The 13,063-nt window shown below is 74.6% G+C and carries 10 protein-coding genes; 8 read left to right on the top strand and 2 right to left on the bottom strand.

What is annotated here, in order from left to right; all coding sequences use genetic code 11:
* Positions 1 to 97: 97 nt before the first annotated feature.
* From COO58_RS13550 to COO58_RS13530, 6 genes are all read left to right on the top strand, one after another.
* Positions 98 to 3,274, top strand: a complete 3,177-nt coding sequence (locus COO58_RS13550) for a non-ribosomal peptide synthetase (protein ID WP_218012352.1) — start codon at positions 98 to 100, stop codon at positions 3,272 to 3,274.
* A complete protein-coding gene (locus COO58_RS13545) occupies positions 3,271 to 4,491 on the top strand; it encodes a cytochrome P450 (protein ID WP_098745194.1) in 1,221 nt (406 codons plus the stop codon). The genes COO58_RS13550 and COO58_RS13545 overlap by 4 nt, the downstream gene beginning before the upstream one ends.
* Positions 4,492 to 4,539: 48 nt before the next feature.
* A complete protein-coding gene (locus COO58_RS13540) occupies positions 4,540 to 4,947 on the top strand; it encodes a RidA family protein (protein ID WP_091576548.1) in 408 nt (135 codons plus the stop codon).
* On the top strand, positions 4,947 to 5,939 hold the full coding sequence (locus COO58_RS13535) for an alpha/beta hydrolase (RefSeq protein WP_091576546.1): 993 nt from the start codon (positions 4,947 to 4,949) through the stop codon (positions 5,937 to 5,939). Before COO58_RS13540 ends, COO58_RS13535 begins: the two co-directional genes overlap by 1 nt.
* 622 nt (positions 5,940 to 6,561) lie before the next feature.
* Positions 6,562 to 6,684 (top strand): hypothetical protein, encoded by a 123-nt coding sequence (locus tag COO58_RS30770; RefSeq protein WP_255292609.1) that lies wholly within the window; start codon positions 6,562 to 6,564, stop codon positions 6,682 to 6,684.
* A gap of 110 nt (positions 6,685 to 6,794) precedes the next feature.
* Complete coding sequence (locus COO58_RS13530) at positions 6,795 to 7,349, top strand: CGNR zinc finger domain-containing protein (protein WP_245666472.1); 555 nt, start codon at positions 6,795 to 6,797, stop codon at positions 7,347 to 7,349.
* A gap of 96 nt (positions 7,350 to 7,445) precedes the next feature.
* Here the strand turns inward: COO58_RS13530 and COO58_RS13525 are convergent, their stop codons facing one another.
* Positions 7,446 to 8,063 (bottom strand): DedA family protein, encoded by a 618-nt coding sequence (locus COO58_RS13525; RefSeq protein WP_176558806.1) that lies wholly within the window; start codon positions 8,061 to 8,063, stop codon positions 7,446 to 7,448.
* 146 nt (positions 8,064 to 8,209) lie between these two features.
* Positions 8,210 to 10,234 (bottom strand): acyl-CoA dehydrogenase, encoded by a 2,025-nt coding sequence (locus COO58_RS13520; protein WP_255292608.1) that lies wholly within the window; start codon positions 10,232 to 10,234, stop codon positions 8,210 to 8,212.
* Positions 10,235 to 10,382: 148 nt separating this feature from the next.
* On the opposite strand from COO58_RS13520, the gene COO58_RS13515 reads away from it, so the two are divergent.
* Together COO58_RS13515 and COO58_RS13510 are read left to right on the top strand one after the other, a co-directional pair.
* Positions 10,383 to 11,417, top strand: a complete 1,035-nt coding sequence (locus tag COO58_RS13515; RefSeq protein WP_255292607.1) for a hypothetical protein — start codon at positions 10,383 to 10,385, stop codon at positions 11,415 to 11,417.
* Positions 11,418 to 11,500: 83 nt separating this feature from the next.
* Positions 11,501 to 13,063, top strand: a complete 1,563-nt coding sequence (locus COO58_RS13510; RefSeq protein WP_098746320.1) for a phenylacetate--CoA ligase family protein — start codon at positions 11,501 to 11,503, stop codon at positions 13,061 to 13,063.

The raw sequence follows: 13,063 nt of genomic DNA, 5'->3' as shown, positions 1-13,063 counted from the left end.
TGCCAGACGAGGCAAGGTCATGGCAACGTTCTTGTCGAACATGGTGACGCGCATCGTCCGGTCACCACGAGAGGGCACCGACGAGGGGAGAGGCAGCGTGCAACCAGACCCACGATGGACGGTCGGCGCGCCCAACACCGCGCCGGCCGAAGGGCTGCACCAGACCGTGGCCCGGCAGGCACGGTCGCGGCCCGCCGGCGTCGCCGTCGTCGAGGGCGCCCGCGCCCTCACGTACGCACGGCTCGACGCCACCGCGGACGCCTGGGCCGCCGGGCTGGTCGCCGCCGGGGTACGCCCCGGCGACCGGGTGCCGATCCTGCTGCCCCGCAGCCTCGACCTGGTCGTCGCGCTGCTGGCGGTGCTGAAGGCCGGCGCCGCCTACTGCCTGCTGCCGCCGGAGTGGCCCGCGCCCCGGCGCGACGCCGTGCTCGCGGACCTGCGACCGCCGCTCGTGGTCACCGGCGACGAGCCGGCCGGAGACCTCCCGGCGCCGGCGTGGCCGGTCGCGGCCGCGCCGGTCGCCGCGCCCCCCGGCTTCCGACCGGTGGCCGTCGACCCCACCGCGGCCTGCTGCGTCTTCTTCACCTCGGGCACCACGGGCCGGCCCAAGGGGGTGGTCAGCCCGCACGGCGCCACCGCCCGCCTGCTGCAACCCGGCGGCTTCGCCCGCTTCGACCACACGACGGTGACCCCCCTCGCCGCCGCCACCGCCTGGGACGCCTTCTCCCTCGAACTGTGGTCCGCCCTGCTCAACGGCGGCACCTCCCTGATCGTCGCCGATCCCTACCTCTCCGCCTCGGCCCTGCGCCAGGGATCGGCCCGGCACGGCGCGAACACCGTGTGGTGCACCGCGAGCCTGTTCAACCTGCTGGTGGACGAGGACCCGGACGCGTTCCGGGGGCTGCGCCAGGTGATGATCGGCGGGGAGCGGCTGTCCGTGCCGCACGTCCGCCGCTTCCTGGCGCGCCACCCCGACGTCGTCCTGCTCAACGGCTACGGCCCGGTCGAGTGCACCATCTTCGCCACCACCCACCGGATCCGCCCGGACGACTGCGACCGACCCGGCGGCATCCCGCTCGGGCGGCCGGTGCCCGGCACGCAGGTGTACGTGCTGGACGGGCAGCGCCCGTGCGCGGTCGGCGAGACCGGGGAGATCTGCCTGGCCGGCGACGGGCTGGCGATCGGGTACCTCGGTGACCCCGCCCTCACCGCCGCCAAGTTCACCCGGGTCCGCCTCGACGGTCGTGACGTCCGGGTCTACCGCACCGGGGACCTCGGCAACTGGGCCGACGACGGCCTGCTGCACCTGACCGGCCGGACCGACCGGCAGCTGAAGATCCGTGGCAACCGGGTGGAGCCGGCCGAGGTCGAGCGCCAGATCGAGGAGTTGCTTCCGCAGGTGCGGCAGTGCCGGGTGGTCGCCCGCACCGACGGGCGCGGCGACCGGGAGCTGATCGCGTTCTGCGTCCCCGACCGCGCCGACGCTCCGCTGACCGACGCCCTGCCCCGGCTCCGCGACGCGCTCGTCGCCCACCACCGCCCGGCCGCGGTGGTCGGTGTCGCCGCGTTCCCGCTCACCGCCCAGGGCAAGCTCGACGAGCGGGCGCTGCTGGCGCTGGCGCCGCCGGTCGCCCACCCGGATCCGGTCGTCGGCGCCGACCCGGCCACCCTCGACGACCCGGTGCTGCGCGACGTCGCGGAGTGCGTCGCCGCCGTCCTCGGCGCCGGCACGGTCCGGCTTGGCACCCCCTTCCCCGAACTGGGCCTGACCTCGCTCGACGCCGGCCGGGTGTGTGCCCGTCTCACCGCCCGCACCGGCACCCCCGTACCGGTGTCCTGGCTCTACGAGTACCCGACCGTCGCGGGTCTCGCGCGCCGGCTGTCCGACGCGATCGCCGTCCCGGACCCGGCACCGGAGCCCGCCGCGCCGGCCTCCGACGACGACGCCGCCCCGCTGACCACCGTCCAGGTCATGCAGCTCACCCGGGAGCTGCTGAACCCCGCCGACCGCACCGGGCACTGCCTGCTCAGCTGGGTCGTCGAGGGCGACCTCGACCGTGCGGCCCTGGCCCGGGCGATCGAGGCGGTGCACCTGCGGCACGAGTCGCTGCGCGCGGCGTACCTGCTCGACCCGGAGCCGGCGGCGTACCCCGACGACGTGCCCGCGCCCGCGTTGACCGTGCTGCCGTCGCACGACCGCGTCGACGCGGCCCGGGCCGCCGCCCGCGCGGCGCTCGCCGCGCCGTTGGCGCCGCAGGACGCCCGGATCTGGCACACCGTCCTGGTTCCCGTCGACCGGCCGGCGCCCGCGCCGGCCACGGCCGTGTTCGGATGCGCGGTGCACCACGTCGCCTTCGACGGCTGGTCCGAGGCCGTGCTCGCCGAGGACCTCGGCACGGCGTACCGGGCCGCCCTGGCCGGCGCCGGCCCCGACCGGGTCGCGGCCGCGCTCGGCGCCGGCCCGGCCCTGGCCGACCTGGCCCGCGCCGCGCGTGCCCGCGACCGCCTGGCCGAGCCCGAACGCCGCCTCGCCGAGACCCGGGTCGACCTGGCCGGCGTGCCGCCGCTGCGGTGGCCGTCCCTCGACGGCGACGACCCGGGCGTCGGCCCCGACGCCGGGGCGGCGCCGACCGGCGCGATCGTGCCGGCCGGGGGCCGCCGGCCGCCCGAGCGGGTGGAGGCCAGGCTGGACGCGGACGCGCTCGCGGCCGTCGACGCCACCGCCACCACGGCCGGCGTCACCCGCTTCGTCGTGCTGCTCTCCCTGTGGGCGGCGAGCGTCGCCGACGTCACCGGTCAGCGGGACCTCGCCTTCGGGGTGCCGGTGGCCCGCCGCGACGACCCCGCGCTGCGACGCGCGATCGGTTGCCACATCAGCATGCTCTGCCTGCGGCTGCGTGACGCCGCGTGCGCGGGCGACGGCGCGGCCGTGCGGTCGGTGGCCGCCGCCGTCCGGCAGGGGCTCGCGGCCCAGAGCCTGTCCGGAACCCACCTGCTCGGCCCGGCCGGACGGCCACCGGCCTACCAGACCCTGTTCGCCTGCCAGGACAACGCCGTGCCCGAGCTACGGCTGCCCGGCGCCCGCGTCACCTTCGCCCGGCAGCCGTATCTCGATCTGCCCCTGGACCTGCACGCCGAGCTGTGGCCCGACGGCGACGGACTGCGGCTGGAGATCGCCTACCACCCCACCGCGGTCACCGCGAAGACCGCGCACGACCTCGCCAAGTACTTCACCGAGCACGTGTACAGCCAGGCGACGGGAGCCCGGGCATGACCATCAGCGCCGTACCGGCCACCACCTTCGATCCGGCCGGGCCGCACGCGCCGTCGCTGTCCCGGCTCACCGACCCGGAGCTGTACGCCGAGGGCGACCCGCACCCGCTGTGGGCGTGGATGCGCGCCCACGCCCCGGTGCACCGGCAGCACGCGGGCGAGCTGCCGGCGTTCTGGTCCCTGACCAGGTACGCCGACATCCGCGCGGTCTACCAGGACAGCACCACGTTCAGCTCGGCGCAGGGGGTGCTCCTGCGGCCGGCCGTGGTCGGCCCCGACCCCGGCGGCGGTCTGACGCTCGCGCTCACCGACGCTCCCCGCCACAAGCAGTTGCGGTCGCTGATGGCCGGCTGGTTCAACACCCGCGCGGTACGCGCGCTGGAGGGCTACGTGGAGGCCGCTGTCCGCCGGGTCCTCGACGACGCGGCGGCACGCGAGACCTGCGACTTCGCCACCGACATCGCGGGCCGGCTGTCCCTGGCGGTGATCGCGCACATCCTCGGGGTGCCCGAGGCCGACCACGACCGGCTGTACCGGTGGACCGACGAGGCGTTCGCGGCCCACAGCTCGCTCGTCTCCCACCCCGACATCGTCGAGTACTTCCTGGACCTGCTGTACCGGCGGATGGAGGAACCGACCGGGGACCTGGTCAGCGCCCTGCTGCACGGCACCGTGGGCGGTGAGCTGCTCACCGAGATCGAGGTCGTGCTCAACTGCGAGAACCTCATCGGGGCCACCGAGAACGGCCGGCTCGCCCTCATCGGCGGCGTGCAGGCGCTCCTCGAACACCCGGGGGAGTGGCGTCGCCTGGCGCGGGACCGGAGCCTGCTGCCCGGCGCGATCGAGGAGATCATGCGGTGGACGTCGAGCGCCACCCACAGCGTGCGGACCGCCACCCGCCCCTCCGAGCTGCACGGTCGGTCCATCGCCGCCGGTGACAAGGTCGTGCTCTGGCTCCCCTCGGCCAACCGGGACGAGGACGTGTTCACCGACCCGTACCGGTTCGACATCTCGCGGACCCCGAACCGGCACATCGCCCTCGCCGTCGGTGAGCACTTCTGCATCGGCGCCACGCTGGCCCGGGCCCAGATGCGGGTGCTCTTCTCCGAACTGCTGGACGGGGCGTACGCGATCGAGCTGGACGGTCCGGGCCGCCGGGTCGCCTCGATCGCGGTGAACGGCCCGCAGAGCCTGCCGGTCCGGCTGCGCGCGCGCTGACCGGCCGCCGTCACACCCACCCATCACCGCATCCTCGGGAGGACACCTGTGCCAGCACCACGGATCACACACCTGAGCGAGCCGGCCGGCGTGCAGCCGAGTTCCGGCTACACCCACGTCGTCGTCGGGCGGGGCCGGCTCGCCGCGATCGCCGGGCAGATGGCGTTCGACGCCGAGGGGGAGCTGGTCGGGGCCGGCGACCCCGAGGCGCAGGCGCGGCAGGTCTTCACCAACATGGGCCGGTGCCTGGCCGCGGCCGGCGGCGGCTTCGACGACGTCGTCAAGCTCACCTGGTTCGTCACCGACGTCGCGTTCCTGCCGACCGTGCTGGCGGTCCGGGACGAGTTCATCGACACCGCCCGGCCGCCGGCCAGCACCGTGGTCCAGGTGGTCGCGCTCTACCGCCCCGACCTGTTGCTCGAGGTGGACGCCCTGGCCGTGCTGGAGGAGGCCTGATGACCGGGACCGTGACCCGCCCGGTGGCCGCCGCCCCACCGCCGTTCGACCCCGAACTGGCCGGTCCGCTGGCGGAGATCCTGTCGGAGCTGCCGATGCCGCTGACCGCGGACCTCGTCGCCGACCGGCGGCGCCGGTCCCGCGCCGGCCGGCTGACCGACGCGCAGATCCGCCGCGACGGGGCGTTCGAGATCGAGGAGCGGACCGTTCCCGGCCCGGCCGGCGCTCCCGACGTCCCCCTGCTGATCTGTCGTCCGGCGAACGTCCCGGCGCCGGTTCCCGTGGTCTACCACACGCACGGCGGCGGGATGGTGGCCGGCAGCCACCGCAGCACGGAGCTGGCCGGGGAGCTCGACCGGGCGCAGGCGCTGGGCCTGGCCGTGGTCTCGGTCGACTACCGGCTGGCTCCCGAGCACCCGGATCCGGCCCCGGTGGAGGACTGTTACGCGGGGCTGCGGTGGCTCGCCGACCACGCCGGCCCGCTCGGTCTCGACCCGGACCGCATCGTGCTGAGCGGCAACAGCGCCGGTGGCGCGCTGGCGGCCGGGCTGGCGCTGCTCTCCCGGGACCGCGGTGGCCCGCGACCGCGGGGGCAGCTGTTGCAGTTCCCGATGCTGGACGACCGGTGCCTCTCGGACTCCTGCCGGCAGCTGGGCCGGGTCGGCCTGTGGGACGGGCTGTCCAACCGGGCGGGATGGACCGCGCTGCTCGGTGCGCGCCGGGGGACGGCCTCGGTGTCCTGCTACGCCGCCCCGGCCCGGGCCGCCGACCTGTCCGGCCTGCCGCCGGCATACCTCGAGGTGGGTTCGGTCGAGGCGCTGCGGGACGAGGGCATCGCGTACGCGAGCCGGATCTGGCAGTCCGGTGGGCAGGCGGAGTTGCACGTCTGGTCCGGCGCGTTCCACAGCTTCGACGAGTGGGTGCCCGCCGCCACCGTGTCCCGAAGTGCCCACCAGGCGCGCGTCGGCTGGCTGACGCGCGTGCTGGGCTGACCGAGTCGGATCAACAATCGTCCGGAGCCGGGTCGTCGCCGTGAGGCGGGGGCCCGGCTCCGCGCTCGGAGGGGATCCGCAGAAATTCGAGGCAAATTGTTGGCATGAAGTAGGCAAAAGCGCGCTTCCTGGTACGCATGACCGGTGCCGAATACGCGGAGCGCCGCCCTGCGGCTGCCACCGCCTGGCAACGGGTCGACGACCCGGATCAAGGCGGGACTCCCGGGTTCTGTCGTCCTTGTCGGATCTGCGTGGTGCTTCACATTCGTCCTGGGATCTGCGGCGGAGGAGAAGCCGAATTCTGCGGGTACCTGGCTAATTGCCCTGCTTAATCGGCACGGCGGAGCGGGTCGTCCCGAGTCGTCGGCCCCTGGTGCGGTGCCGGCGGAGGTGCGTGGCGGTGGCCCGAGCGGGCTCCCGGGGGCGACGGGTCAACGTCACGTCCGAGCGAGGATTTCTCGCGTCCGTGCGCGAGTTGCCAACGGTGAATTGATTCGTGCCAAAGCCAGGCAACACCTTGCCAAGAGCCGGCCGGTGTCGATAGGTTATCGCGTAGCGGGGCGGACAACCCGAGCGACACAACCGCCGGTTCTGTCCACATCCCCATCCCTCTGATCTGGAGTTGACAATGCGCAGGTGCCTGGTTATCGCCGTTGCCGTCCTCGTCTCCGTGCTGGGCACCACCAGCAGCGCGTCGGCCTCGGACATCGACTGGCCGGTGGCCCCGGTCTCCACCGCGCGGTGACCCCCGGGCTCGCCGGCGCCGTGGCGTCCCCGGGTGTCGGGTCGGCCTCACCGGTCGGGTCACGCCGGCGCCCGGAGCGAACCGGATCCGTCCTCCCGGACGAGACGGCCGTGGCTCTGGTCGCCGCCGCGGCGCTGGCGAACACGACCACGGCGGACGACGCCCGACCCGACGACGCCGCGCTCGACCGGATGGCCCCTCTCCTGGACACCGGGGAGGGGCCGGTCTGCGGCGCGGACGACCTGCGGACACTGCGTGGCCTCCGCCCACGGGTGCGGGCACTCTGGCAGACGACCGAGGACGGCGCGGCGTGCGCGGTCAACGACCTGCTCGACGAATTCGACGCCCGGCCCCGGCTGGTGAACCGGGGCCCGTGGGGCTACCGCCTGGAGGTCGTCCCGGTGGACGCGCCGCTCGCGACCCGCTTCGCGATCAGCACCTCGATCGCCGTCGCCGACCTGCTCCGCCGGGGCGAGTTCCGGCGGCTCCGTTCGTGTGCCCGTCCCACGTGCCACAACGTCATGGTGGACCTGTCCAAGAACCGGTCCAGGAGATACTGCGAGGGCCGATGCGGCAACCGCGCCGCGGTCAGCGCCTACCGTTCCCGCCTGGCGTCGGGCGTGGCCGACGACCGGGACCCTTCTCGGGACCTGCCGCGCCGCTAGGCGGTTTCGCAACCGCCGGAGACCGCGACCGGCAGATCCCTCCGCGGGCGCCGCACTCCTCGCAGGTCGGGGAGCCGCGGGCCGGCGGGCTCGACCTCAGGACGATCGCCGGTCGCGCGCCGACCGGCGGGTCAGCCACCACCCGACGTACGCGAGCGTGAGGACGACCGCGGTGGCGAGCAGATACCACTGGAACCGGTGCAGCTCCACGACGAGGGCGCGCAGGTGGTCGCCGGCCGTGTACCCGACGGTCGTCCACAGCCCGACCCAGGCGGCGGCGCCGATCGCGTTCCAGAGCACGAAGCGGGGCCAGGGCATGCCGGTGGCGCCGGCGACGAGGCCGTTGAACTGCCGCAGGCCGTCGACGAAGCGAGCCGCCGCGACGAGTTTCGGGCCGTGGCGGTTCATCACCGCCTCCATCCGCGCGTACCGCTCGGGGGTGAGCCGCACGCGGCGGCCGTGGCGCAGGATCAACCGACGCCCGCCGTAGCGACCGATCAGGTAGCCCACGCTGTCGCCGGCCACCGCGGCCAGGAACGCGGTGACCGCCACCCCGACGACGGTCAGCCGGCCGTGCGTCGCGTATCCGGCGCCGAGGACGATCGCGGTCTGACCTGGCGTGGGTACGCCGAAGCCCTCCGCGCCGACGAGGAGGGCGAGTCCCGGATAGCCGTAATGGCCGACCAGTCCGGTGAGGGCGTGGAACGGGCTCACCGGCCGGCGGCGGCTGCCCCGCCCGAGACGTCCTCGTCCACCAACCCGATCCCCTCCGGGGTCACCGCCCCGGTCGGGGCGCCCACGCGGACGAGCCTAGCTGTCGCCGCGCCCGGGCCCGTCTTCTCCGGCGAACCGCGCGCCGGTCAGAGCCGCGGGCCCATGTCGCCGGCGTCGGACACGGACCGGGCGTCCCGGGCCGCCATGACCTCCTGCCGACCGGCCTCCTCGCGCAGCACGGCGCAGTGCAACCACAGCTCCGGGATCCCGAACCCGTCCACGAGCGTGCGCATGTGCGGCCGCAGTTCCTTGAGCAGCCCGTTCACCACCGCGGTGATCGCCTTCGAGCGCGCGGGGGTGAGGCGGCCGTGCTCCAGGAACCATCCCCTGTCGGCCTCGATGACGCTGAGCGCGTACAGGTCGCAGACGCGGGAGAGCAACGCCTGCGCGGCCGGGTCCGCGGTGCGTTCGATGCCGGCGACGAACGCCTCCAGGGCGATCCGGTCGACGTGCGCCGCGGCGACCGCGAGGACGTGGTCCTGGACGTCGTTGAAGATGTCGAAGGGCCGGTCCTTCTTCGTCGTCGCGCCGTTGCGCAGGCGCCGCACCGCGCCGTCGAGCAGGTGCCTCTCACGGTCCTCGAAGAGCTTGAGCTGCCAGCCGCGGTCGGTGACGGCGACTTCCTCGTCCCGGCCGGGCACGGAACCGACCAGTCGCTCGATGAGCGAACGGGCGGCGGTGCGTTCGAGCACCATCTCGCGGACCTGGTCGGCGACGAAGGAGGCCCGCCCCCACCCGTCCAGGGAGCCGAACTCGTCCCGGTAGCCGGTGAGCAACCCCTTGGCCACCAGTTGCAGCAGCACCGTGTTGTCGCCCTCGAACGTGGTGAACACGTCGGTGTCGGCCTTGAGTCCGGGCAGCCGGTTCTCGGCCAGGTAGCCCGCGCCGCCGCACGCCTCGCGGCACATCTGGATGGTCCGGGTGGCGTGCCAGGTCTGTCGGGCCTTCAGGCCGGCGGCCCGGGACTCCAGCTCCCGCTGCCGGTGCTCGTCGACCGGCTCGCCGCCGCCCTGCACCTCGGTGAGCGTCGTGACCAGCTCGTTCTGGGCGAAGTGCAGGGCGTACGTGGTGGCCAGCGCGGGCAGCAGCTTGCGCTGGTGGGCCAGGTAGTCGTTGAGCAGCACCTCACGGTCGGCGTCGGGGGTGCCGAACTGACGGCGCACGTCGCCGTAGCGGATCGCGATGGTCAACGCCGCGCGGGTGGCCGCGGACGCGGCGCCGCCCACGCTGACCCGGCCCCGGACCAGGGTGCCGAGCATGGTGAAGAAGCGCCGGGAGTCGTTCTCGATCGGGCTGGAGTAGGTGCCGTCCTCGGCCACCTGGGCGTACCGGTCCAGCAGCATGTCCCGCGGCACCCGGACGTGGTCGAAGCTGAGCCGCCCGTTGTCCACGCCGAGCAGACCGGCCTTGGGCCCGGCGTCCTCGATGGTCACGCCGGGCAGCGGCCGTCCCCGCTCGTCGCGGATCGGCACCAGCCACGCGTGTACGCCGTGCCGCCGCCCCTCGATGACCAGTTGGGCGAAGACCACCGCCATCCGGCCGTCCCGGGCCGCGTTGCCGATGTAGTCCTTGCGGGCCGCCTCGTGCGGGGTGTGCAGGTCGAAGGTCTGCGTCCGCGGGTCGTACACGCAGGTGGTGCGCAGTTGCTGGACGTCGGAGCCGTGACCGGTCTCGGTCATCGCGAAGCAGCCCAGCAGCCGGGCGGCGACGATGTCGCGCAGATAGGCGTCGTGGTGCCGCTCGGTGCCCAGGGCCATCACCGCGCCGCCGAACAGCCCCCACTGCACGCCCGCCTTGACCATCAGCGACAGGTCGACCTGTGCCAGCATCTCGCTGGCCACGATCGAGCCGCCGATGTCGGACCGGCCGCCGTACTCGGCGGGGAAGGCCGACGGCATGCCCATCCCGGTCGGCAGCTCGGCGAGCAACCGGGTGATCCGCGCGCGTGCCTCGTCGCCGGTCTCCCCGTACACCGGCAGGAAGCGCTCGTCGAGCTGCGTCCGGTGCGCGTCGCGGACCGCCGCCCACGGCCCGTCCAGCACCTCCCGGAGGCGGGCCGGGTCGACGGGGCCGGGCACGTGGGTCATGACCACCTCGGTAGACGACGTCATGGTTACTGTCGTACCCGTTCAACGGTTGCGGCCACGTCGGCGACGCGGTGAGTGTGATCACGAACGCGTCGCCCGGTTCCGGCCTTCGTGTCCGGGGACGGGCGGCAATCCCCTGGACCGATCCGGGCGCGTCGGCGAGCATGGGCGGGTGGGACCGGGGACGAGGCTGCCGCTGCAGGGTGGGCTGCCGCCGGCCGACGCCCCCGCCGGTCCCGTGGTGGAGATCGCCTGCGACGAGTCCGGGTTCTCCGGCACCAACCTGCTCGACCCCGCCACCCCGGTGATCGCCCACGCGAGCGTCGACCTGACCGCCGTCGAGGCGACCGCACTGCTCACGTCCCTGCGTGCCGGGTTCCGGTTCTCCCCGCACGAGGTCAAGTCCCGGCAGTTCCTCCGCCGTCCGGAGTCCGTCGAGGCGCGGGACTGGTTCCTGGCGGCGCTGCGCGGGCGGGCGCACGTGCACCTGGTCGACAAGCAGGTCTTCCTGGCGACCCGGGTCGTCGACCTGCTGCTGGCCGAGCCGTCCTACGCGGCCGGCACCCGCCTCGCCCCGGCGGGCCGGGAAGCCGCCCTCGCCCTGCACCGCGCCGGACACGCGGCCGGCGCCGACTGGACCGCCTTCCTCGCCGCGTTCGTCGACATGCTCCGGACCAAGCGGCGGGACCGGGCCGGCGACGGCAGCGTGGACCGGTTCCTGCGGGCGCGGGACGCGCTGGCCCGGCACGCGCCCGCCGACGCCGTCCTCACCGGGCTCGACCGGGCCCGGGTGGCCGCCGTCCAGGCCCGCCTCTACGACGCCGACCGGTCGATCCCGCCACCGCTGGAACCGCTGCTGCCGGCGCTGGCCGAGACCGTGCTGTCCTGGAGCGGCGGCGGCCGGCGGGTGCTGGTGGTCCACGACGAGCAGAGCGCGCTCACCGCCGACCGCCTGCGCCGCCTCCAGCGGGCCCTCGCCGACGGCACCGGACGACCGGTCGAGGAGTCGCCGCTGGCGGGCCTGGTGACGACCGACTCCCGGGACGACCCGCGGGTGCAGGTGGCCGACCTCCTGGCCGGGGTGGCGCGCCGGATGCCGGCGACGCCCGACACCGCCTTCGGCGCGGATCTGCTCGCGCTCGTCGAGGCCGACCTGTACGAGCTGCTCGGCGCGCCGGTGCGGCGCGACGGCGCGCCGACGACCTGACCGGCGGCTGGGTACGGGTACTCAGCACGATCACCGTCGCACGGCTCAGGCGCCGGCGACGCGGCGTCGACAGGATGCTGGGCATGGCCGAGACGCTGCACCGACCCGCCGTCCTGCGTACCGTCGAGACGCCGATGCCCGCCGTGGCCGCGCTGTCGCTCGTGGCCCGGGTGGTCGCGGCGCTGGTCCGGCTCGTCGGCCGCCGTCCGGCGGGCTGGCGGTGGCTCGCCCGGCACCACCACCCGCTGCTCGACGGGCTCGCCGAGGCGAACGCGCGGGCGACCTGTGTGCGGGCGGCCCGGCGGGTGCCGGCCTACCGGGCGTTCCTGCGGGCCCGCCCGGCCGGCGTCCGCCGCCGGCTGCGGGACTTCCCGGAGACCGACAAGCTCGGGTACGTGGTGGCGCACGCCGCCGCCGCGCGGTGCTGGCGGGGGCGACTGCCGCGACAGGGGGTGGTGGTCGACGAGTCGGCCGGGTCGTCGGGGCGGCCGTTCAACTGGCCGCGCGGCGAGCGGGAGCTGCGGGCGGTGCACCGGGACATCGCCGGCTACACCGGGCTGGCGTTCCCGATGCGCCGACCGTTCGTGATCAACGCGTACTCGATGGGAGCCTGGGCGACCGGGACCACGACCGGCGCGGCGATGGCCCGGATCGCGGTGGTGAAGAACACCGGCCCGGACCTCGGGAAGATCGTCGACACGCTGCGGGAGTTCGGCCCGGACTTCGACTACCTGGTCACCGCGTACCCGCCGTTCCTCAAGCACCTGCGGGACCGGCTGGACGCCGAGGACTTCCCCTGGTCGCGGTACCGGATCTTCGGCAGCTGCGGCGGGGAGGGGATGACCGAGGCGCTGCGCGACTACCTGGAGCAGCGGTTCGTGCGGGTGCGCTCGGCGTACGGCGCGTCGGACCTGACCATCGGCATCGGCGCGGAGACCCGGTTCACGGTCTGGCTGCGACGGCGCCTGCGCACCGACGCCGCGCTGCGCGCGGAGTTGCTCGGCCCCGGGGAGCAGCGGCTGCCGATGGTGTTCCAGTACAACCCGTTCGCCACCTGGCTGGAGACCAACGAGCGGCGGGAGCTGGTCTGCACCGTGACCGGCCCGCACGTGCTCCAGCCCCGGCTGCGCTACAACGTGGGCGACGAGGCGCTGCTGGTGCCGTACCGGCGGATCGTCGAGCTGGCGGCGGCCGACCCGGTGCGCCGGGCCGAGTTCCGCACCGCGGTGGCCGAGGAACGGATGACGCTGCCGGTGCTGCTGCTGTTCGGCCGCGCCGACTCCACGGTGTCCTACCTGGGCGCGAACCTCTACCCGCAGGACGTCGAGTACGGCCTGTACACCGGCAACCCGCACGCCGCCCAGATCAGCCGGTTCTGCCTGGCGTTGCACGAGGACGCGGCGCTGGAGACCCGGCCGGTGATCCACGTCGAGCTGCGCCGCCCGCTGGCCGCCGCGCAGCGCGCCGCGCTCGCCGACGCGTGCCGCGACGGGGTACGCCGACACCTGGCCTCGGTGTCGCGGGACTTCGCCCAGTCCCTGGTGGAGGATCCGGCCGCCGGGGACCTGCGGGTGGAGTTGCACGAGGCGGACCACGGCCCGTTCGCCGGCCGGCAGAAGCTCAAGAACGCCTACCTGGTGAGGTGA

This window comes from Micromonospora sp. WMMA1996 (assembly GCF_002573675.1).
GTDB lineage: Bacteria > Actinomycetota > Actinomycetes > Mycobacteriales > Micromonosporaceae > Micromonospora > Micromonospora sediminicola.
Note: the sequence above shows the minus strand (reverse complement) of the source record. Positions and strands in the feature narration are given on the sequence as shown.